At 69.4% G+C, this 19447-nt stretch carries 26 protein-coding genes and 1 pseudogene; 14 read left to right on the forward strand and 13 right to left on the reverse strand.

The features are described from left to right. Window positions 1-110 precede the first annotated feature (110 nt). The 5 genes from V9G19_RS09370 to V9G19_RS09390 all read right to left on the reverse strand — a co-directional run bounded on the left by V9G19_RS09370 (window position 111) and on the right by V9G19_RS09390 (window position 3525). The gene (locus tag V9G19_RS09370; RefSeq protein ID WP_462285218.1) at window positions 111-263 is read right to left on the reverse strand and encodes a hypothetical protein; all 153 of its coding nucleotides are present in this window, start codon (window positions 261-263) and stop codon (window positions 111-113) included. 53 nt (window positions 264-316) lie between these two features. Beyond that, on the reverse strand, window positions 317-715 hold the full coding sequence (locus V9G19_RS09375) for a type II toxin-antitoxin system VapC family toxin (protein ID WP_462285219.1): 399 nt from the start codon (window positions 713-715) through the stop codon (window positions 317-319). Further along, the gene (locus V9G19_RS09380; RefSeq protein WP_462285220.1) at window positions 712-948 is read right to left on the reverse strand and encodes a FitA-like ribbon-helix-helix domain-containing protein; all 237 of its coding nucleotides are present in this window, start codon (window positions 946-948) and stop codon (window positions 712-714) included. Before V9G19_RS09380 ends, V9G19_RS09375 begins: the two co-directional genes overlap by 4 nt. A 199-nt stretch (window positions 949-1147) precedes the next feature. Further along, the gene (locus V9G19_RS09385) at window positions 1148-2737 is read right to left on the reverse strand and encodes a hypothetical protein (protein WP_462285221.1); all 1590 of its coding nucleotides are present in this window, start codon (window positions 2735-2737) and stop codon (window positions 1148-1150) included. Next, window positions 2713-3525: an ABC transporter ATP-binding protein gene (locus tag V9G19_RS09390; protein ID WP_462285222.1), complete on the reverse strand. Its 813-nt coding sequence runs from the start codon at window positions 3523-3525 to the stop codon at window positions 2713-2715. The genes V9G19_RS09385 and V9G19_RS09390 overlap by 25 nt, the downstream gene beginning before the upstream one ends. Before the next feature lie 648 nt (window positions 3526-4173). Between V9G19_RS09390 and sqr the strand changes: the two genes are divergently transcribed. The 4 genes from sqr (at window position 4174) to V9G19_RS09410 (ending at window position 6705) form a co-directional block, all read left to right on the forward strand. Then, window positions 4174-5418: a type III sulfide quinone reductase, selenoprotein subtype gene (gene sqr, locus V9G19_RS09395; protein ID WP_462285223.1), complete on the forward strand. Its 1245-nt coding sequence runs from the start codon at window positions 4174-4176 to the stop codon at window positions 5416-5418. A 5-nt stretch (window positions 5419-5423) separates the two neighbouring features. Continuing rightward, complete coding sequence (locus V9G19_RS09400) at window positions 5424-5741, forward strand: TusE/DsrC/DsvC family sulfur relay protein (RefSeq protein ID WP_462285224.1); 318 nt, start codon at window positions 5424-5426, stop codon at window positions 5739-5741. Window position 5742: 1 nt separating this feature from the next. After that, window positions 5743-6357, forward strand: a complete 615-nt coding sequence (locus V9G19_RS09405; RefSeq protein WP_462285225.1) for a DsrE/DsrF/DrsH-like family protein — start codon at window positions 5743-5745, stop codon at window positions 6355-6357. Window positions 6358-6435: 78 nt separating this feature from the next. Beyond that, window positions 6436-6705, forward strand: a complete 270-nt coding sequence (locus tag V9G19_RS09410) for a hypothetical protein (protein WP_462285226.1) — start codon at window positions 6436-6438, stop codon at window positions 6703-6705. Between the two features lie 30 nt (window positions 6706-6735). Here the strand turns inward: V9G19_RS09410 and V9G19_RS09415 are convergent, their stop codons facing one another. The 3 genes from V9G19_RS09415 to V9G19_RS09425 form a co-directional block, all read right to left on the reverse strand. Further along, the gene (locus V9G19_RS09415; protein ID WP_462285227.1) at window positions 6736-7032 is read right to left on the reverse strand and encodes a GNAT family N-acetyltransferase; all 297 of its coding nucleotides are present in this window, start codon (window positions 7030-7032) and stop codon (window positions 6736-6738) included. A 144-nt stretch (window positions 7033-7176) separates the two neighbouring features. Next, window positions 7177-7401 (reverse strand): hypothetical protein, encoded by a 225-nt coding sequence (locus V9G19_RS09420; protein WP_462285228.1) that lies wholly within the window; start codon window positions 7399-7401, stop codon window positions 7177-7179. 100 nt (window positions 7402-7501) lie between these two features. Next, entirely contained in the window at window positions 7502-7726 is a 225-nt protein-coding gene (locus V9G19_RS09425; protein ID WP_462285443.1) for a TetR-like C-terminal domain-containing protein, read from the reverse strand. Between V9G19_RS09425 and V9G19_RS09430 the strand changes: the two genes are divergently transcribed. Further along, on the forward strand, window positions 7718-8065 hold the full coding sequence (locus V9G19_RS09430) for a hypothetical protein (RefSeq protein ID WP_462285229.1): 348 nt from the start codon (window positions 7718-7720) through the stop codon (window positions 8063-8065). The genes V9G19_RS09425 and V9G19_RS09430 overlap by 9 nt on opposite strands. Window positions 8066-8077: 12 nt before the next feature. Here the strand turns inward: V9G19_RS09430 and V9G19_RS09435 are convergent, their stop codons facing one another. The 5 genes and pseudogenes from V9G19_RS09435 to V9G19_RS09455 all read right to left on the reverse strand — a co-directional run bounded on the left by V9G19_RS09435 (window position 8078) and on the right by V9G19_RS09455 (window position 10497). Beyond that, window positions 8078-8470, reverse strand: coding sequence for an NUDIX hydrolase (locus tag V9G19_RS09435; protein ID WP_462285230.1), 393 nt, complete (start codon window positions 8468-8470; stop codon window positions 8078-8080). A 13-nt stretch (window positions 8471-8483) separates the two neighbouring features. Beyond that, window positions 8484-8621 carry a hypothetical protein gene (locus tag V9G19_RS09440; RefSeq protein ID WP_462285444.1) on the reverse strand — a complete coding sequence of 46 codons (138 nt, stop codon included), beginning with the start codon at window positions 8619-8621 and terminating at the stop codon, window positions 8484-8486. Next, on the reverse strand, window positions 8618-8875 hold the full coding sequence (locus V9G19_RS09445) for an endo alpha-1,4 polygalactosaminidase (protein ID WP_462285231.1): 258 nt from the start codon (window positions 8873-8875) through the stop codon (window positions 8618-8620). The genes V9G19_RS09440 and V9G19_RS09445 overlap by 4 nt, the downstream gene beginning before the upstream one ends. A gap of 31 nt (window positions 8876-8906) precedes the next feature. After that, window positions 8907-9071, reverse strand: a pseudogene (locus V9G19_RS09450) (endo alpha-1,4 polygalactosaminidase); the annotation flags it as partial. A gap of 241 nt (window positions 9072-9312) precedes the next feature. Further along, a complete protein-coding gene (locus V9G19_RS09455; protein WP_462285232.1) occupies window positions 9313-10497 on the reverse strand; it encodes an ATP-binding protein in 1185 nt (394 codons plus the stop codon). Between the two features lie 242 nt (window positions 10498-10739). Here V9G19_RS09455 and V9G19_RS09460 point away from each other — a divergent pair, with 242 nt between their 5' ends. From V9G19_RS09460 to V9G19_RS09500, 9 genes are all read left to right on the forward strand, one after another. Beyond that, entirely contained in the window at window positions 10740-10973 is a 234-nt protein-coding gene (locus V9G19_RS09460) for a hypothetical protein (protein ID WP_462285233.1), read from the forward strand. 52 nt (window positions 10974-11025) lie between these two features. Beyond that, window positions 11026-13803, forward strand: coding sequence for a hydrogen gas-evolving membrane-bound hydrogenase subunit E (mbhE, locus tag V9G19_RS09465; RefSeq protein ID WP_462285234.1), 2778 nt, complete (start codon window positions 11026-11028; stop codon window positions 13801-13803). Then, on the forward strand, window positions 13803-14273 hold the full coding sequence (locus V9G19_RS09470; protein WP_462285235.1) for a sodium:proton antiporter: 471 nt from the start codon (window positions 13803-13805) through the stop codon (window positions 14271-14273). The genes mbhE and V9G19_RS09470 overlap by 1 nt, the downstream gene beginning before the upstream one ends. Next, window positions 14270-15754 (forward strand): monovalent cation/H+ antiporter subunit D family protein, encoded by a 1485-nt coding sequence (locus tag V9G19_RS09475; protein ID WP_462285236.1) that lies wholly within the window; start codon window positions 14270-14272, stop codon window positions 15752-15754. Before V9G19_RS09470 ends, V9G19_RS09475 begins: the two co-directional genes overlap by 4 nt. Beyond that, on the forward strand, window positions 15751-16134 hold the full coding sequence (locus V9G19_RS09480) for a Na+/H+ antiporter subunit E (protein ID WP_462285237.1): 384 nt from the start codon (window positions 15751-15753) through the stop codon (window positions 16132-16134). The genes V9G19_RS09475 and V9G19_RS09480 overlap by 4 nt, the downstream gene beginning before the upstream one ends. Then, complete coding sequence (locus tag V9G19_RS09485; RefSeq protein ID WP_462285238.1) at window positions 16131-16388, forward strand: monovalent cation/H+ antiporter complex subunit F; 258 nt, start codon at window positions 16131-16133, stop codon at window positions 16386-16388. Before V9G19_RS09480 ends, V9G19_RS09485 begins: the two co-directional genes overlap by 4 nt. Then, on the forward strand, window positions 16385-16765 hold the full coding sequence (locus V9G19_RS09490; protein WP_462285239.1) for a cation:proton antiporter: 381 nt from the start codon (window positions 16385-16387) through the stop codon (window positions 16763-16765). Before V9G19_RS09485 ends, V9G19_RS09490 begins: the two co-directional genes overlap by 4 nt. Window positions 16766-17061: 296 nt before the next feature. Then, on the forward strand, window positions 17062-18144 hold the full coding sequence (locus V9G19_RS09495) for a calcium/sodium antiporter (protein WP_462285240.1): 1083 nt from the start codon (window positions 17062-17064) through the stop codon (window positions 18142-18144). A gap of 421 nt (window positions 18145-18565) precedes the next feature. Further along, the gene (locus tag V9G19_RS09500; RefSeq protein WP_462285241.1) at window positions 18566-19411 is read left to right on the forward strand and encodes an AI-2E family transporter; all 846 of its coding nucleotides are present in this window, start codon (window positions 18566-18568) and stop codon (window positions 19409-19411) included. Window positions 19412-19447 lie beyond the last annotated feature (36 nt).

A 19447-nucleotide genomic window follows, 5' to 3' on the forward strand; every position in this document is an offset into this window, starting at 1 on the left:
GGCCGGTCTCTCACTGCCCGAACTGGTCGAGCAGGATTATCGCTGCCTCGGCGACGCCGTGGGGGTCGTGCAGGAAGGGCAAACGGCATCGCATCCTGGGCGAAGGCGCTTCAGACCTGGATCAGATCGTGAGGCGTTGCCGGGGGAGTCGGGATGGGGGCGATCACGACCTGGCGGCCCTGCGGCCGAAGGGCCATCGCAAGGTCGTGATAGGCGAGCTCGGGAAGCAGTGGGCTCGGGAGCACCAGCACCGACCGGACCACTCGTGAACTCTAGGAGGTCCTGCACGCGCCAGTCTGCCGACCGCTCCGGCGCTCTACGGCTGGATCGGCACCTCTATCGGGCACGTGGGTCCGCTCGCCGCGGACAAGCGTCGGTCGAGGGTGAGCAGGGTCGCGTCCAGCGCCTCGGCAAGAGCAACGTATGCGGCGTCCCACCCGCGCACGGTATGGCGCAGTTCCCAGGCCCGGGCCAGGAGGGCCCGGTGGTCGTACCGGTCAGCGGGCCAACTGCGCAGGTCATCGACTGCCAGTGCGGCAAGCGTGTCGTCGAGAGTGCCGGCCAGATAGTCTCTTCTGATCAAGCTGAAGACCTCGACATCGATGACGTGCGGGGCGGCCTGGTCGGGCTCCCGGGAAAGTCGTTGCCGGATCGCCTCGGCGTTCGGGGAGTCGACGAGCACATCATAAAGGCAGGAGGCGTCGACGACGATCACGTCGGCCAGGCGCCGCGCAGCTCGTCCAGCGCCTCGAGGGTGTCCCGAGGACTCTGGGCGCCCGAGCGACGCCGCGTGCGCTCGAGCCACTCGCCGATCGAGGGGCGTGCCGCGAGTCGCTTGGTCTCTCGCCGGAGGTACTCGGGCACCGACAGTCCGACTTCGGCGGCACGCTGGGCCAGAGCGTCGTAGACCTCGTCATCGACGTCGCGGATCTGAATCGTTCGAGGCATCCTCCCATCCTAACATGCAAGTGTGCATGTCTTGCGGATCACCCACCTCATGCGCCGGCGAGGTCGCGGACGGGGTCGGCCTCGCCCCATGGTCCGCAACGGCTGTCGCCCCCTTCGGCAGCGGTCGCCCGGTCCAAAGTATCGGAGCGTCTGGGTCCCACGCTCTGCGTGGGCAGGAGCGGAGAACGTCGTGGGTGACTCAAACCCAGTCGCCGGCGCTGACGGTCTGAAGGATCTCCGGGGCGGTCGCCAGATAGCGGCCGGCGGACAGGCGCACGGAGAACCACAGGAGAACCAGCCCGTAGAGCGGGCCCAAAACCAATGCCGCCCAGGCAAATCCCGAGTCCACTGTCTCGCCCAGGACCACGAGCACGATGATCGGAATGCAGAGCAACGCGCCCCCGGCCATCGTCGCGAGGGAGGCAGCGAAGGCTCGGCCGCCTTGGCCGGGCACGCGGGAGGCGAACATGGACGTGCGGCTTTGCGGCACGGCATACGGCAGGCAGGCCGAGACGAACAGCGCGGCAGCGGTCGAGGTGAGCACCGCGCCGAAACACAGGCCTAGCATGCCCGGCAGGTGCGACCACCCGTCGCGGACGATGACCTGAATCAACACCCCGATGACGCTGATGACCAGCCCCGGCACGACGGCAGCGACGGCGTGCCCCCACAATTCGCCGCGGGCGCGGGCCCGGTCGGCGAACGCGGTCAGGTGCAGCCACAATCCGGATCCCTCGGTGGCGTAGGAGGTCGCGGCCTGCATGCCGGCCATGGCGGCGGCGAAGGCGACGGCGTACCCGGACCGCTCGCTGCCGGTGGTGAGGAACGGCCAGCCCACCGCTAGCAGCCCGACCATGAGCAGCGGAAGGCGACGCATCGGGTCGCGCCAGATCATCGTCAGATCGCGCCCGAACATGAGCTGGGCCGTGGAGCGGGTGTCGGTGGCCACCGCATCGTCGTCGATGAGCCCGCGCGACACCGCCGAGGACTCGGTGGTCGACCCGATCGTCGTCAGGCTCGTGCGCAGCGCCCGGCCCCACCACACCCATAACGCCACGAGGAAGGCGCCCGCGATCACGGCGCGCGCCGCGGCCGGCAGCCAGCGGCAGGCGTCCAGATCGGACGGGATGACGGCCAGTCCGCCGGGCGGGGTCCACCCGAGCACGCGACCGATGGCGCCGGCGAGCGGATCGGCAAAGGACCCCCGGGCGCCGCCGGCCGCCCCGGAGAGCAGGAAGTAAATGATGAAGAGGACGAAGGTGACCGCCATCCCCAGGTCGCGGCCACGGCGAGAGCCCATCAACGAGGCCATCGACGCGGCAAGCGCCCGGGAGCCGATGACGCACATCAGCAACACCCCGATGACGCACACCAGGGCAACCGGAAGCATGGACCACTTGGGGGAGAGGCCGATTGCCGCTCCGGTGAGGGCGATGGCGTTGGCCAGCGGCAGGTAGCCGACGAGAGAGGACGCAAGCAGGCCCCGTTGCAGCCGCCCGGCGGGGATGGGCAGCAGCGCGAACCGCCGCGGGTCCACGGTCTCGTCGACGCCGAAGGCCACCAGCGGCATGACCATCCACGCGAGCAGCAAACTGAAAAAGAAGCTCGCCAGCCCGAGCGGGGCGGAATCGGGCGAAGTCCGCAAGATCGCGAAACCCAGTCCGACCAGGCCGCCGGCCGCAATCGCGGCGAGGACACCGAGGACCAGCCACAGGACCCCGAGGTCGCCGTGGTTCATCGCCCGGTTGCGGATGAGCCGCAGTTTCAGTCCTGCGAAGAGCGCAACCATTCCAGGCCCCCCTCGGCGATATCGCGGCCGCCGACGATGTGGAAAAAGGCATCGTCGAGCGAGGCGGCGTCGCCGCGGACCTGCGCGATCGGGCCGTCCGCGACGATTTTGCCCTCGTTCATCACGGCCAGGTGGGTGCAGTTGTCCTCGACGAGGTCCATGACGTGCGAGGACAGGATGACGGTGCGGCCACCGCGGACATAGGCGTGCAGCACCTCGCGGATGATGCGCGCCGAGACCGGGTCGACCGCCTCGAGCGGCTCGTCGAGCAGGAGCAGTGGCGGCGAGTGCAGCAGCGCTGCGGCGAGGGTGATCTTCTTGCGCATCCCGGTCGAGTAGTCGGCGACGAGCTTGCCCCCCGCGCCCGTGAGGTCGAGGACTTCGAGCAGTTCGCGGCTGCGCTCGGCGACGACATCCCGTGGTATGCCGCGCAACCTGCCGAGGTAGGACAGCAGCTCCGTGCCGGATAGCCGCTCGAAGAGCCGCAACCCGTCGGGCAAGACGCCCATCGCCGCTTTGGCGGCCACCGGGTCCGCCCACACGTCGATGCCCTCCACCCACACCCGACCCTGGTCAGGCCGCAACAAGCCGGTGACCATCGACAGCGTGGTCGTCTTGCCGGCGCCGTTGGGACCGACCAGCCCGTAGAAGGAGCCGGCGGGCACGTCGAGGTTGATGCCATTGACCGCCACCCGGCCGCCGAAGGCCTTGACGAGGCCCCGGATGGCCAAGGCAGGCGGTTTCGCGGTGGGCGGTGGCGGCTGCGGGTTGAGCTCGGCATCAGTCATGTGTGTCGAGCCCCCTTGTTCCCATGTCACATAGCCACGGTACCTCTGCGCACTGACACCGCATCCCCGCCAACCCAGATCTGACCGCCGGCCGCGTGGACGCGCACTCTGCCGTCGCGCCCGAGCCGCGGCGAAGGCGAGCCGATCGGCATACGACACCTCGACCAGGCCGACCCCGCACTCCTGGACGATGCGATCGCTTCTGGGTATGCCGCCCGCCTTCTGCCACGCGTGCGCCGGCCCGATCGTCGGGTGGCCAGCAAGGGGAGTGTTGTTGCGCCAGATATTGCCCCAGCCGGACCTCTCGTCGGTGAAGCCGATCGGGAGATTGACCGCCTTGTTGTACACGATGGTGTGGAAGCTCGCTCGACGTCCGTCGCAACGCCGCGGAGGAGTCGGCGGCCGTCGACGCGGCGCTCGCCGCAGCACGTGACCGGATGCCGATCGCCCACCTGTCGATGGAAGGCGTCCCCCGCGGCAGGGGACGGACGGCTATGACGTCCGGCGGGACGGCCCGTCCTGCGCCTGGACGGCGAGGCCATCGCGCGAAGCCCCCACCACGGCCCCCTAATTCTGTTGTCGGGGGCGTGATCACCGGAACATTCTCCGGCGCACACGGAATACCCCCATAGGTATTACTGTGGAGTCATGTCAACAGTGGTGATCCTGGGTGCCGGAACAGCTGGCACGATGCTCGCCAACAAACTCCGCAAGGCCCTGCCGCACGACTGGTCGATCACCGTCGTCGACAAGGACGACGAGCACCACTACCAGCCCGGCTACCTCTTCGTTCCGTTCGGCACGTATGCGCCTGAGCGCGTGTCTCGTTCTCGCAGAGCGCAACTCGACGACGGCGTGGAGTTCGTGGTCGACGCGGTGGCACACGTCGACCCCGCGCACCAACAGGTCCGGCTGGCCAGCGACCGGCAACTATCCTATGAGTGGCTGATCATCGCCAGCGGCACGGTGCCGCGGCCGGACCAGACACCCGGTCTGCTCGACGAACGGGTTTGGCGCACATGCGCGTTCGACTTCTACACCCTTGAAGGCGCCACCGCCTTGCGTGAGGCGCTGGCGGCGTTCGAGGGTGGCCGACTGCTCGTGCACATCACCGAGATGCCGATCAAATGCCCGGTGGCGCCGCTGGAGTTCGCCTTCCTCGCCGACGACTACTTCCGGAAGCGGCGGATGCGGCACAAGGTGGACATCACCTATGTGACACCCCTCGACGGTGCCTTCACAAAGCCGGTCGCGTCGGCGGCGCTAGGAGGCTTGTTGGAGGACAGAAGCATTCGCGTTGCTCCCGACTTCGCTATCTCGCACGTCGACCCGGACGCGAAGTCGATCGTCGCGTACGACGGTCGAGAACTTCCCTTCGACCTCCTCGTCACCGTGCCGCTGAACATGGGTCAACAGTTCGTCATCGACTCCGGTCTCGGTGACGACCTCGGGTTCGTCCCGGTCGACAAGCACACGCTGCGCTCAGAGATCTCCGACCGCATCTTCGCCATCGGCGACGCCACCAATGTGCCGACGTCCAAGGCCGGCGCCGTTGCCCATTTCGAGGTCGAACACCTCGTCAAGAACCTCGAAGCCGCCATCGCAGGACAGCCACTGCCGAGGAAGTTCGACGGTCACGCGAACTGCTTCGTCGAATCCGGCCGCGGCAAGGCGCTGCTGCTCGATTTCAATTATGACACCGAGCCGCTGCGTGGCACCTTCCCGGCCTCCAAAGTGGGGCCGATGAAGCTCCTTGGCGAGTCCCGGCTCAACCACCTGGGCAAGCTCGCGTTCGAGAAGATCTACTGGAACATGCTGCTTCCTGGGCGGTCGCTGCCCGTGCCGACCGTGATGTCGATGGCCGGCAAGGTCCCTGCGGGACAGAAGGATTGAGACTAATGCCTACCAACACGATCGACGGCCATACCTTCGCCGTCAACGACGAAGGCTTCTTCACCAACCGCGAGGAGTGGAGCGAAGACCTTGCTGCCATCCTCGCCGATCTGGTTGGCATCGAGGAGCTGACCGAAGCGCACTGGGCTCCCCTGCGGTTTATGCGAGAGGACTCCGCCAAGACCGGCGTTACGCCGACTCTGCGACGCATGCAGGCTGTCGGTGGCTTCGACGTCAAGGACCTCTTCACCCTCTATCCCGGCAAACCGGCCAAGAAGATGGCCTATCTCGCCGGCCTCCCCAAGCCCGTAGGATGCGTGTGAAATGCGAACTGTCCCAGACGGATTCATCATCCCCGGCTTCGGCGGCAGCGCCACTCGGGTGACATCCACGGCTGGTGAGCCGGCGGGTGGCGGCGAGGCTGCGGCATACAGCGGCCCGCGCAAGCTCGCGCTCATCTGCTCCAAGGGCAACCTCGATATGGCCTACCCGGGCCTGATCCTCGGCAACGCCGCGGCGGGCGAGGGCGTCGAGGTGCACATGTTCTTCACCTTCTGGGGGCTGGACATCGTCAACACGAAGACCAACGACAACCTCAAGTTCACGATGCTCGGCAATACCGCGATGCACATGGCCGAATTAGGTTATCTGCGACCGGGTTTGGAGCATAAGTCGATGCCCCAGCTGATGGGGCAGATGCCCGGCATGACGGCCATGGCGACCAAGATGATGAAGAAGCAGATGGCCGACCTGGAGATCCCGGACGTGCCCGAGTTCCTCGACCTGCTGGCCGCCGCCGGCGTGCACATGTATGCGTGCAAGCTCTCCTTCGACATGATGGAGATGATCGAGGCTGACCTGCATCCCGGCGTCGAGGCCGTCATCAGCGCCGCCGACTTCATCGAGATCAGCGAGGGCGCCCAGACCCTTTTCATCTAACCCCCGTCGACTGGGCAACTCGACTCCGTCGAGAGGGCAATCGACGCGGGGTACGGGAGACTGGGTCGGTGGATATCCGTGACCTGCGCCCGCCCGTCGAGGACGGCCCGTGCGGACGCTGCCCTCGACCGGGATCCGGCAGGCCGTCCCGTGCGAGGTGGCGCGACGGGGGAACGCACCTGGGTCGCCCTCCCGCCGGACATCGACGCAATCCGGGCGGCGGATCCCGCCCTGGGCCGGGAATGGCGCCTGGCCGTCCGGGAGACGCTGGGTGCGCTGCTCGGCGTCTGGCGCATCGAAGGTTTCACCCGGGACGGCCGTTATGCCTTGGGGCGCGGCCGACCCTAGGGGGCGCGCAGATGACGTGCGCCGCACATGTCAGTGGTGCTCGCCGCGGGTGACCAGGTCGACATACTCGGGGTGGCGCTGGATCCAACCCTTGATGAACTGGCATTGCGGCATCACCCGGCGGCTGCCCTCGCGCACGTCGTCGAGGGCAAATCGGGCAAGCTCACTGCCGACGCCCTGCCCTTCGAACTTCTCGTCCACTTCCGTATGGGTAAAGACGATCAGGTCGTCGGTGACGATGTACTCGGCGAACCCGGCCAGGTCCCCACCCACGTGCGCCTCGTAGCGATTCTGTGCGGGATTGTTCGTGACGACAACATCGGACATGGCGGCCTCCTCGGTGAGGTGTCCATCCTGGCAGGCTCGGCTGTCGGAGGCGACGGATAGCGTCTTGAAGTATGACGATCCGACTGGTCCCACTCGACGACTCCCATCTCGATCGGCTCTTTCGGTGGGAGAGCGACCCGCTAACTAACAGCAGGCACTGACGATGGGTCGTAGGAGTATGGAATGCGGGGTGTCCGCGCGGCCCATCGGGATGCGCACCGTGGACTTGCCCGCCAAGGTCGGTCCGATCACATACTGCTGCAGGTAGCTCACGCCCTGGGAGGCCCCCGGACCGAAGTAGTCCGAGGCCCGAAGCTCCGTCGCGCGGACCCGTCCGGCCTCGTGCGCCGCGAGCGCGTCCTGCCACATCGCGACCCGAGTCGCGCCTTCTTTCCGTTGGGGCGCAACGGAGTCTCCTCGGTCATGGGAGCGTTGACGCGGCCATACCCATAGAGATTCGAGGTGGTGATCAGCCCGGCGCCGCTGCGCTCGGCGTCGGCCAGGAAGGCGTTCGCCATCGGCGGCCAGTCCCGGTCCCAGTGGATGTAGCTGGCGGGGTTGACGGCGTTGACGATCGTTGCGGCGCGGGCGTCGTGCGGTCGACGGGCGCGGCACACCCCGGCACCGGCGAGCCGAAGACGAGGGCGTACTGCTCGGGGTGCGCGAGTGCCCACCGGCGCGGCGTGTGTGCGATGGACCCAAACTGCGCGCCGACACGCGCATCACCGGGCGGTTAATGGCGGCGCTGGGCCGGCTGCCGCCGCACCCGCCGGCGGGGTATGCCGGGGCGCCCGGCTGGGTGGGCTTGGACGGCCTCCTCGCGGATCCGCAGGTGCAAGCGATAGGTGCCGACGCCACGCGGCTGACCCTCGGTCTGGCTGCCTGGGACATGATCATGGGGGCCGTCACGGCCGAGGTGTTCGAGCAGTTCGGCACCGAGGCGTTCGCCGAACCCGAAGCGCACGTCGAGGAGATCGTGGCCCTGGCCACCGCCGTACTCGCCGGGACCGACGCCTCGGCCCGGGCCCCGTGAGCACGATCGGCATCAGGCGCGAGAGGCCAGCTCCTGCAACGGGGTTCGGGCCGTGGGGTCGGCGAGCACGAGATCCGCGATCTCGTCGGCCGTGAACCACTTCAGCCCGTCGTGCTCGTCCGGCGCCATATTGCGCGGGGTCCCGCGCCAGCTCGTGACGAGAAAGTGGTGCATCTCGAGGCCAGGCAAGTCGCACGGCAACATCACGGGTTCGGGATCGAGGACCGCGACGCCGAGTTCTTCCGCGCACTCGCGGATGGCCGCTTCGCGAGGCGTCTCACCCGGCTCGACGTGTCCGCCGATCAGGTCCCAGCAGTCCGGATACCACTCCCGCTCCGGGTGGCGATGAGCCAGCAGTAGGCGCCCGTCGCGCACGAGCGCTGCCGTGGCGATCGTGACGGTCACGCGGACATTATGGTCAGCACTGGCCGAGGATGGCGGCGTCCAGGTCGCGGTTCTTCAGCAGGGTCGAGCACTGCCCGGGGGCGATTCGCGCAGACCGTGCCGATCGGGCATTGTCTTCGATGTGAAGAATTGCCTTGCCCGAGTTGATCATTGGCCGGTAGGTGCCGCATTCGGCATACTGCTCGCATGACTCGTGCCGGCGAAGTCCATCTCGGCGCCGAGGGTGGGAATCGGGCCGACGGCGTTCTTCAGCCCCATCGACAACTCGCGCTGGTGGGCCAGCGAGAGCAACGCCCGCAGGTTTGCCGTGGAGTCGGCCCTCGTCAGGGAGAAGCCGGTTGCATTCTGGTAGCCGTCGACGTTCTCGGGGTGGACCGCCTCGAATCCCCCTTGCCTTGCAGGCATCCATCCGCTTGGCCATGATCGGCAGGAGCACCTTGAGGGCGCGGGTGTCGAGCCAGCGCTCGCCCTTCCATCCCGACAGGGGCTTGCCATTTACCCGGCCGGGGAAGGCGCCGGCGTCGGAGCGCCAGTTCTCCCACGAGCCGGCGAGCCGACCACCACCTAGGGGGGATCGCGACGGCCGCCCGCGGTGCGGCACCTAGCGGTGGGCCATGGCGGCGTGAACACCCGGGCGGCGCGCGTACGCCCCACATAACTGACCCGGGCACGAGACACCCCGAACCGGGCGCGATCTCGCTCACCCCCACACCCTCACACCGAGCCTGCCCACGACGGCACCAACGCCACCAACCGATTCCCCCTCCGCACGCCGCGGCAACCACTCCAACGCCGGAAACTGCTGAGGCATCTTCCACTCTCCAACACGCGGTTCCGCCCGCTCAGTCTGGATCTGGTTGCCGGGCAATGAAATCCGCCATGCCCGGCACAGTGAAAGCGATCCGGCCATGCTCAGGCGCATACACCAGACCCTTCGAGATCAACGAGGCCCGCGCTGGCCCCAGACTCGCCGGCTTCCGGTGGAGCCGGCGAGCGACCGCACCCGAGGCGCTGCCACCGTCACCGTCCTCGGCCATCGCCCGCAAGTAGCCCTGTTCCGCCTTCGTCGCTCGATCCCACCGCGCCCGGAAGAACCCGTTGTCCAGGGCGGTTCGTCCGCGAGCTATCCCCACCTGAGCGTCCAGGATGGTGATCACCTCACCCGAGGCGTTGTTCCACGCCTCCTGGCCATACTGCTGCAGGAAGTACGGATACCCGCGAGCCTCATCAACAGTGAAGGCGACAGCCGCGGCTGCCCACCGCACCCCAGCGCGGGTCGCGGGCACTACCAGTGCGTCGCCGGCGCTCTGGGTCGGCAGCGCGGTGATCGGGTGGAACGCAAAGAGCCGCTCGGCATACGACTTGGCTTCCGCGACATCCTTCGGCAGCGACGGCAAGCCTGCGATGCACAGCAGGAACGCCCAACCCTCCTGGGAGGCCTTGTGCGCTGTGGCGCAGACCGCGACCAGCTCCTCCTGGCTGAGGTCTTGAGCCTCATCGATAAGAATCGCCAACCCGACACCCGCCTCAGCGGCGGCCGCGCTGAGATCCTTCACCAGCTTGGCCAAGTCGGTCTCCAACGACCCCGAGTCCGCTCCTCCACCGGGGGCATCCTGCAAATCCAGCCCGAAGGACCAGGCCCCGCTCGAGTCGTACGACGCCTTGAACGACAAGGCCGTCTTCAACGCCCGAAGGAGCCGACGCCCTGCCGACGGCCGCAGTAGGTCGGAAAGCGGCCCATACAAGGCCTCCCCCAGCGTGGCACGCAACGACTTGTCGGTCCCCGCCTCGATCTGCGCGACAACCCAATCCCGAGACTCTGCCTCCTTCGCCATCGACGTCAGCAACACGGTCTTCCCGACACCCCGCAGCCCATACAGGGCAAGGGGCTGAATCGACAGCCCACCCTCGATCCGATCCAGCCGGATCGCCCACTCAGTCATCTCGGCGTCACGACCAACCAGCGCAGCCGGTGGCCGGCCAGCGCCTGGGCTATACGGATTTCGTCGCGGATCCACCGCCGTCACCTCATCTGTACCGAAATGTACGGCTATATAGCAAAACCCTATACTCTACTAAACTTGCCTACATAACCGCTCGTGCGCGCGGGGCGAGGCTCTACTTGACCTGATTTGATCTGGGTGCGCGGGTGTCGATGGTTATCGACGGAAGGCCCGGCATCGCGTGCCCTGTGACCTGCCGGGCCCTGGGTGTTCAGTTAAAGCCTGCCTCCGGCGTCGACGGCCTCGAGGGCGATGAGCATCCGTTCGTGCTGTGCACGTTCTGGCTCGTCTCCGCCTACGCGTGGCTGCGCCGCCGCGACGAGGCGGGCGCCCTCATGGACACAGTCCTGCGCCTGAGCGGCCCGCTCGGTCTGTGCGCCGAGGAGTTGGAGGCGGGTGGCGAGATGCTCGGTAAACTCCCCCAGGTCTTCTCCCAGCTGGACCTGGTCATCGCGGCGCTGGATCTCGAGGACTCGCTCCGGGAGGGCGGCTGCTCGTAGGGTGGACGAGGCGCCGCCGGCGCCGGCAGTCCCCTCCCGAGAGTGCGAAACCGTGCTGCTGACCCTGCTGCTCCTCGCGACCGGCCTTTGCGTGGCCGCCGTCGCGCTGGGGCAACGGCTCGGCCCCCGGGCCGGCTGGGTCCTCGCGGCCGGGCTGGCCGCGCTCGCGGGCGGTGTCGCGTGGCTGTGGGAGTCCCCTCGCGCCGGCCCGGGCCACGGCGAGCGGTATGCCTGGCTCCCGAGCCTCGACGTCGCGATCCGCCTGCGCCTCGATGGCCTCGGGCTGCTCTTCGCCCTCGTCGTCCTCGGTGTGGGCGCGCTCGTGCTGGCGTATGCCGCGAGCTACCTGCCGCCGGGCCGGCACGGTGTCTTCTTCGGCCTGCTCACCTTCTTCGCGGCGGCCATGCTGGGCCTCGTCCTCGCCGACGACGTCGTCTTGCTGTGGGTGATGTGGGAGCTGACGACCCTCTGCTCCTTCCTCCTGATCCAGCAAGCCGGCCCGAAGGGGCGCGACCCGGCGATCCGCACCCTCGTCGTGACCGGCGGCGGCGGGTTGTGTCTGCTCGCGGCGGTCGTGCTGACGGCGACCGCGACCGGGACGACCCAGCTGAGCGCCGCCCTCTCCTCTCCGGTTTGGCAGGAGCGTCCCGGCGTCGCCGGGTGTGTCGCCGTGCTCGTGGCCCTGGCCGCGTTCACCAAGAGCGCCCAGTTCCCCTTCCACGGCTGGTTGCCCGACGCGATGGTCGCCTCGACCCCGGTCAGCGCCTACCTGCACGCGGCGGCGATGGTCAAGGCGGGGATCTTCGTCCTGCTCCGCTTCTCGACCGCCCTGCACGCGGTGCCGGTCTGGCGCGGACTGCTCGTCACCGTCGGCCTGCTCACCGCCGTCCTCGGCGCCGTCTTCGCCCTGCAGCGCTTCGACCTCAAGGAGTTGCTCGCCTATTCCACCGTCAGCCAGCTCGGTTTCCTCGTCGCGACGATCGGTCTCGGGACCGGGTATGCCGTCGTCGGCGCCCTCGTGCACGTGCTGGCCCACGCCCTGTTCAAGTCGGGCCTGTTCATGGCCGTCGGGTTGATCGACCACGAGGCCTCGACCCGCGACATCCGCCGGCTCTCGGGACTGCGGCGCGCCATGCCCGCCACAGCCCTCGTGCTCGCCCTGGCCGCCGCGTCGATGGCCGGCCTGCCGCCCCTGTTCGGCTTCGTCTCGAAGGAGGCGATGTTCGGGGCGATGACCAAGACCGGCTGGGGCGCGCTGCCGGTCGCGGCGATCGCCGGCGCGGCCGTGGCCGGGGCGGTGTGCACCTTCGCCTACTCGGCCCGGATGCTGCGTCCGCTCTTCGGGGCCGCGATGCCCGAGCCACCCCACGAGGCCCCGGCCGCGATGGTCGCGCCGGTGGGCGTCACCGCTCTCGCCGGTGTCGTCCTCGGGGTGGCGGGCCCGGTGGCCGCACCCCTGATCGACGCGGCCGCCCGCGCGGTGTTGGACGCGGCACCGGCGGCGGATCTGAACCTGTGGCACGGCCTCAACTCGGCGCTGCTGATGTCGGTGACGGTCATCGTCGGCGGCACGCTCCTGGTCTGGGGCCGGGGCCGCGTCGACCGGGTGCTGATCGGGCGGGCATTCGCGCCCGTGCGGGCCGTCGACGTCGTCGAAGCCTTCCGCTCCGCAGCGGTGCGCGTCGGTGGCCGGGTCGGCGGCGCCACCCGCAGCGACGCGCCGACCCGGCACCTGCTCGCCCCCCTCCTCGCGTTCACCGTCATCGTCGCCGTCGCGATGGGCCAGGGCGTGCCGCTGCCGCCGGGCGACACGGATCGCCCCCTCGACTGGGTGCTGGCCGCCCTGGTCACCCTCGGGGTCATCTTGGCCCTACGCGCCAGCAGCCGGGTCGCCCTCGTCACCACGGTCGGGGTGGTCGGCTTCTCGACCGCCCTGCTCTTCTTCGCCCTCGGCGCACCCGATGTCGCGATCACCCAACTCCTCGTCGAGATCCTCACCGTGGTCGTCATGGTGCTCCTGCTCGTCCGGCTGCCCGCAGGCTTCCACCCGACCGGCCGCGCGCAGACGGTCGGCGCGGGCGTGACGGCGGCGCTCGTCGGCGCGGCGGCGGCATACCTCGGGCTCGTCGTCCTGGCGCACCCGGAACCGGCGCCCGCGGGGGAGGCCTTCGTCGCGCAGGCCTATGCGTTATCCGGCGGCACGAATGCCGTCAACACGATCCTCGTCGACTTCCGCGCGATCGACACGCTCGGCGAGATGGTCGTCCTCGGCGTCGCGGCCGTCGTCATCGTCGTGGCCCTCACGTCGCGGGGCTTGCTTCCGCGGCGGCCCAGCCCAATCACCGTCGCCGCGGACAGCCCGGCGCGCGACAGCGCAGCCAACACCATCCCCTTGCGGGTCATCGACCGGGTCGTCGGGCCGCTGTTGGTGGTCATCTCGGCGTGGCTGTTCCTGCGCGGGCACTACCAGCCCGGTGGCGGGTTCATCGGGGCCCTCGCCGCCGGGGCCGCGTTGACCTTGATCTTCCTCGCCGCCAAGGACGACTGGGTCGCCCGCCTCCACGTCGCCTACCTGCGGATCATCGGTGCCGGGATCGTCCTCGCCGTGAGCATGGCCGTGGTCGGGCTCCTCGACGGCGCGATCCTGCGCCCGCTCTATCTCGAGGTCCTCGGCGTCCAGGTCTCGACCGGTCTCGTCTTCGACGTCGGGGTCTATCTGACCGTCCTCGGGTTGGTGTTGGCCACATTGGCCCGGCTCGGCCTCGACGGCCCGGACCCGGTGCCGCTGCGCCAGCCCGGGGAGATCACGGCGCGTGAGGAGAGCGACTGATGGCCCTCGCCCTGACGATCGGCGTCCTCGTCGCCGGCGGCGTGTTCATGCTCCTGCGCCGCGGGATGATGCGGGTCGTCGTCGGGTTCGTACTGATCAGCCACGGCGTCAATCTGCTCCTCATCTCCGCCGGCGGCACCTCCCGGCGGCAGCCGGCGATCGGGCGCGATCTGGACCCGAGCAGCACGGCCGACCCGCTGCCGCAGGCCTTTGTGCTCACCGCCGTCGTCATCGCGTTCGCCGTGACGGTCTACCTGCTCGTCCTGGCCGTCCTCGGTGACGGGGACGATGACACGACCTTCGCGGTCGAGGGGCGCGAGAGCGAGACTCCCGACCTCATCGAGGCGGAGCGCCCGCACGACCGGCGCCATGCCCCGCAGGACTGGCACGCCTATCTCGACCGCGCCGACGACCTCCCCACTGAGCCCGCGGAGACCGCATCCGCGATCGAGGAAGGGGAGCTGCGGTGACCGCGCTGCTGCCACTTGTCATCCTCGGGCCGATGGTGGTCGCCGGTGCCCTCGTGGGCCTGCGGGTCAGCCGCCGAACCCGGCAGGCCGTCCTGTTCGCGGTCCTGGTGGGCAGCCTCGCCGCGGCCGCCTGGCTCGTAGCGGCAACGAGCGGTGGTGCTGTCCTGGTGACCCGGCTCGGCGGATGGCCCGCGCCCATCGGCGTCCCCTTCGCCGTCGACGCGTTCAGCGCCCTCATGTTGGTGCTCACCGTCTTGCTGACCACCGTCGTGTGCGCCTTCGCCCTCCGGTCGCGGGCGGCGGACGAACCGTATTTCTGCCCGCTCGTCCTCGTCGTGACTGCGGGCGTCAACGGGGCGCTGATGACCGCCGACCTGTTCAACCTCTTCGTCTTCATCGAGATCATGCTGCTGCCGTCATACGGGCTGATCATCCTGGCCCACCGGGGCCGCGGCAAACGCATGCAAGTCAGCGCCTCCCGGATCTATGTGACGGTCAACCTGCTGACGTCCGCGCTCTTCCTCGCCGGGGTCGCGGCGATCTATGCGACGCTCGGCGCGGTCGACCTGGCCGGCCTCGCCGGGCGGGCCGAGCGGTCCCCGTGGACCCTGCTCGCCTGCGGAATCGTCCTGTTCGCCCTGTCCGTCAAGGCCGCCGTCGTCCCCGTCCACGGCTGGCTAGGACGCACCTATCCCCACTTGTCGCCGACGGTGTCCGCGCTCTTCGCCAGCTTGCATACCAAGGTCGCCGTCTATGCCATCTTCCGGCTGTATGCCGTGCTCTTCGACGAGCGCCGGCTCGGCTGGCTGATCACGACCGTCTTCTGCATCTCGATGGTCGTCGGCGTCCTTGGCGCGGTTGGGGAGGACAACGCCCGGGCGATCCTGTCCTTTCACATGGTCAGCCAGATCGGCTACGTGTTGCTCGGCGTCGGCATCTTCACCGGCGCCAGCCTGAGCGCGGGGATCTTCTATCTCATCCACAATGTCATCGCCAAGGCCTCCCTCTTCCTGTCCACGGGTGCGGTCGAACTGCGCTATGGACGCCACCGGCTGGGGGAGGTGCGCGGTTTGCTGTGGCGGGAGACCGTGACGGGCCTGACCTTCCTGGCGGCAGCGGTCTCCCTCGCGGGCCTGCCGCCGTTCTCCGGCTTCGTGGCCAAGCTCGCGATCATCTCGGCGGCCTTCGCGGACCAGCAGTGGGCGGCCGGGGCGGTCGCGCTCGGGGTCAGCCTGTTCACCTTGTTGTCGATGCTCAAGATCTGGGGGGCGGCCTTCCTCGGCGAGCCCGACCCGCCGCTGGCCGCGGACGAAGGGCCACGCATCGGCATCCGCACGATCGCCCCGGCGGCCTTCCTCGCAGTGCTCAGCCTCGCCCTCGGAGTCACTGGCCAACCCGTTCTGGCGCTGTGCGAGACAGCCGCGGCGGGGCTGCTGCATCCGGCCGCCTATCTCGCGGCTCTCTCCGGAGGTGGCGTATGACCGCTGCCCTGCTGCCGCTGCGCGTCCTGGGCTTCGCGTTCTGGTTCGCGCTGCAGGTGGTCCGCTCCGGCAGCCGGGTGCTGCGCGACATCGTCACCCCGCACGACGAGTCCCACCCCCTCGTCGTGCGCCAGCCCACCCAGTGCCGCAGCGAGGCCGAGATCGCCCTGCTCGCCATCCTCGTCAGCCTCACCCCGGGCACGCTTGTCCTGAGCCTGGGCGAGGAGGACGCGCCCGAGACGGATGGCGCCGCCAGGGCTCGGGTGCGCTCGTTGTTCGTCCACACAATGTACGAGAGCCTGGACGAGGCCACGGCGGATGTCGCGCGGCTGGAGCGGCGGCTGCTCCGCGCGATCCGGGTGCGGGGGAGGCCGGAATGACCGGGGTCGTGATCTGCGTCGTCCTCATGGCCCTGTCCGTCGCCCTGGCGGGCTGGCGGATGCTCGCCGGCCCCGACGATGCCGACCGGGCCATCGCCTCCGACCTGCTCTTCTTCGCTGTCGTCGGGCTCTTCGCCATGCTGGGGACGCTGCTCTTCAGCGAGGTCGTCTTCGATGTCGTCCTCATCGCCGCGGTCGTCGGCTTCCTCGCCTCCGTCTCGCTCGCGCGCGCTATCACCAGAGGCCGGCGATGAGCGGCTCGGGCGTTCTCGACGTGATGGGGCAGGTTCTCGTCGTCCTCGGCGGCCTCGTCTTCCTGGCCGCCGGTGTCGGCCTGGTGCGGTTGCGCGACGTCTACGCCCGGTCGTCGGCCACCGCGACCGCTGCCGGGACCGGGATCAGCCTCGTGCTCGTCGGAGTCTTCCTCCTCCACCCCAGCTGGCCCGGAGCCGGCAAGCTGGTCGCGGCCGTCCTGCTGCAACTCGCCACCTCCGCCGTCGGCAGTATGGCGGTGGCGCGTGCCGCCTATCTCGTGGGCACGCCCATGCACACCGCGTCCGACACGGCCCGGCCCGACGACCTGGCCCATCCGCATACCGCCGACGACGCCGGCCGCAGCGACCACGGCTGACCCTGGAGCCGGCCGGATGGGGGTTGGCCCCCCGCTGCTTGGGGTCTGCCCCAAGGTCGCGAGCGCGCGGTTCACCAGACGATGGAGGGGAGCCAGGTCGAGACCGTCGTGGGCCCAGGCAGGGGAGCCGACCTGCTCATCGATGCCAGCGCCGATGCCCAGCTGCTCGTCATCGGGGCGCGCAGCCTCGGCGAGGTCATGTGCGCCGTCGCGTCTTGCGGCGCCCGCCGTGCCCTGTGCTCGTCGGGCACGCGGTCGCGGACGACTGGGCCCGACTGGCCCCCTAGAGTTGCGGGGTGCAGGCCCTCGACGTCGTCCGGGTGCTCGCCGGCCTGATCCTCCTGGTCGCCGGCGGGCAGACCCTGGTCCGCGGCGCCGGGGCGCTCGCCGTCCGCCTGGGTCTGTCCCCGCTCGTCGTCGGCCTGACCGTCGTCTCGGTCGCGACGTCCGCGCCGGAACTCGCGGTGACGCTGCGGGCCCTGACCAGTGGCGACATCGCGCTCGCCCTCGGCAATGTCGTCGGCAGCAACATTGTCAACATCCTCCTCGTCCTCGGCGTCACCGCGCTCGTCAGCGCTGTCGTCGTCGCGCCCGGCTTGCTGCGGATGGACCTGCCGATCGTCGTCGCGCTGAGCCTGCTGATGCTGGTGCTCGCCCTGGACGGGACGATCGGTGCCCTCGACGGGGCGATGCTGCTCACGTGTTTCGGCGCGGCGATGTGGCTGGCGGTGCGCCGTGGACGTCGCGACCCCGCACCAGCCGCCGGGGACGGCCCGGCCACGATGGGCGGTGGGCGAGCGGCCCTTTTCGTCGTCGGTGGCGTGGCGCTGCTCGTCGCCGGCGCGTCGTTGCTCGTTGACGGCGCCGTGGCGATTGCGGCAGCTTTCGGCGTCAGCCAGTTGATCATCGGCCTGACGGTCGTGGCGGTCGGGACCTCGTTGCCCGAGGTCGCCGCCTGCGTTAGTGCGGCCCTGCGGGGTGAGACCGACCTGGCCGTCGGCAATGTCCTCGGCAGCAATATCGCCAATATGGGGCTGGTGCTGGGCGTGCCGGCGCTCCTGGGCGGCGGGGTGCCCGTGCCGGCCGCGGCCGTGGCGCTAGACATTCCGTTCATGCTCGCGAGCGTGGTCGTGCTCGTGCCGATCGCCCTGACCGATCGCCGCATTCATCGCGCCGAAGGCGCCGTCCTGGTGCTGCTGTATGCCGCCTACACGGCATACGTGCTGCTCGACGCGACCGGGCACGATGCCTTGCACGGCTTCACCCGGGTTATGGTCGCCTTCGTCGCTCCGCTGCTGGCCGCCGGGCTGCTAGGGCACACAATGTGGTCATGGGGCCGGGATCGGCGCGGCGCGAGCGTGCAGGAGGGCGGGCCGTGACGACCTGGGTCCGGTTCTTGCCGGAGCATCCGAGACTGCGGATGGTGCTGACGTGGGCGCTGACCCTCGTCGCCATCGTCGCCGGCGGGTGGGCGCTCGCCGCCATCGGCGCCGTGGTGGCGCCCGTCGTGATCCCGCTTGCCGTGGCGGTGCTGCTGACGGGTCTGCTCATGCCCGTGCAGGTGCTTGTGAACCGGCGCCTGGGAATGCCGCGCACTCTCGGCGCGGCCCTGACCCTGGCGAGCGTCATCGGCGGGATCGCCCTGCTCCTTTTTGTGGCCGGGCAGCAGTTGGCCACCGGCGTGGCCGAGGTCTCGCAGACCGCGGCCCACGAACTGGACGACATCAAGGCGTGGATCGTCGACTCCCCGCTGCCCGTCGGGCGCGAGGAGATCAACGAGGCCATCGACGCGGCGATCACGTGGTCCAGGCCAACAGCAGCGACCTGGCGCGCGGCGTGGCCGGGGCGGGCAGCCGCGCGACGAGTGTCATGCTGGGCACTTTCGTCGCGCTCATCAGCACCTTCTTCTTCCTCGCCGAAGGCGACCGGATCGCCGCCTGGATCGTCGAGTTGCTCCCGCGGTCGTGGCGTGGACGCGCGTATGAAGCGGGCCGGCGCGGCTGGGTCACCCTCGGGACCTACGCCAAGATGCAGGCCGTCGTCAGCGGCTTCGACGCCATCGGCATCGGCATCGGTGCGGTGCTGCTCGGGGTGCCCTTCGTGTTGCCGCTCATCGCCATCACCTTCGTGCTGTGCTTCATCCCCGTCCTCGGCGCCGTCGTCTCGGGAGCGCTGTTCGTCCTGGTGGCCTTGGCCTTCAAGGGCTGGACCACCGCACTCATCATGCTGGCCGTCGTGGTCGCCGTCCAGCAGTTCGAATCCAGCGTCCTCGGCCCGATCCTCATGGGCAAGGCCGTGAGCCTGCATCCCCTCGCGGTGCTGCTCGTCGTCATCGGGGGCACCTATCTCTTCGGCTTCGTCGGGGCGCTGTTCGCCGTGCCGGTCGCGGCCACCCTGAACACGACCGCCGCCTATCTCGCCGGTCGCGACCCCTTCCCCGGCCTGGACGGAGGCGGGTCGGCACTGCTGAGTTCGCCGCGCCAGCTCGCCGACGGCATACCGAAGATCACCACGCCCCGGCGGCTCGGCGAGGCCACGCCAGCCTGGCTGCGGGCGTCCCGCGCACAACAGCCGCACGGGGAGTCCGAGGAGGAGGCACCGCCCGAGTCCGACGCCCCCGCCGCGGCGGATGCGCCCGCGGGATGACGACAGGCGCCAGCGCCACCTGGTCCGGTGGTCCAG

It is taken from the genome of Nostocoides sp., assembly GCF_037045025.1.
Taxonomy (GTDB): domain Bacteria; phylum Actinomycetota; class Actinomycetes; order Actinomycetales; family Dermatophilaceae; genus Nostocoides_A.

Bases quoted from the DNA above. Each gene is read 5' to 3' on its own strand.
- V9G19_RS09380 (WP_462285220.1), bottom strand. From the start codon at position 948: ATGCCTCGAACGATTCAGATCCGCGACGTCGATGACGAGGTCTACGAC.
- V9G19_RS09385 (WP_462285221.1), bottom strand. From the start codon at position 2,737: ATGGTTGCGCTCTTCGCAGGACTGAAACTGCGGCTCATCCGCAACCGG.
- V9G19_RS09390 (WP_462285222.1), bottom strand. From the start codon at position 3,525: ATGACTGATGCCGAGCTCAACCCGCAGCCGCCACCGCCCACCGCGAAA.
- sqr (WP_462285223.1), top strand. From the start codon at position 4,174: ATGTCAACAGTGGTGATCCTGGGTGCCGGAACAGCTGGCACGATGCTC.
- V9G19_RS09400 (WP_462285224.1), top strand. From the start codon at position 5,424: ATGCCTACCAACACGATCGACGGCCATACCTTCGCCGTCAACGACGAA.
- V9G19_RS09405 (WP_462285225.1), top strand. From the start codon at position 5,743: ATGCGAACTGTCCCAGACGGATTCATCATCCCCGGCTTCGGCGGCAGC.
- V9G19_RS09415 (WP_462285227.1), bottom strand. From the start codon at position 7,032: ATGTCCGATGTTGTCGTCACGAACAATCCCGCACAGAATCGCTACGAG.
- V9G19_RS09420 (WP_462285228.1), bottom strand. From the start codon at position 7,401: ATGTGGCAGGACGCGCTCGCGGCGCACGAGGCCGGACGGGTCCGCGCG.
- V9G19_RS09440 (WP_462285444.1), bottom strand. From the start codon at position 8,621: ATGATCAACTCGGGCAAGGCAATTCTTCACATCGAAGACAATGCCCGA.
- V9G19_RS09445 (WP_462285231.1), bottom strand. From the start codon at position 8,875: ATGCCTGCAAGGCAAGGGGGATTCGAGGCGGTCCACCCCGAGAACGTC.
- V9G19_RS09470 (WP_462285235.1), top strand. From the start codon at position 13,803: ATGGCCCTCGCCCTGACGATCGGCGTCCTCGTCGCCGGCGGCGTGTTC.
- V9G19_RS09480 (WP_462285237.1), top strand. From the start codon at position 15,751: ATGACCGCTGCCCTGCTGCCGCTGCGCGTCCTGGGCTTCGCGTTCTGG.
- V9G19_RS09485 (WP_462285238.1), top strand. From the start codon at position 16,131: ATGACCGGGGTCGTGATCTGCGTCGTCCTCATGGCCCTGTCCGTCGCC.
- V9G19_RS09490 (WP_462285239.1), top strand. From the start codon at position 16,385: ATGAGCGGCTCGGGCGTTCTCGACGTGATGGGGCAGGTTCTCGTCGTC.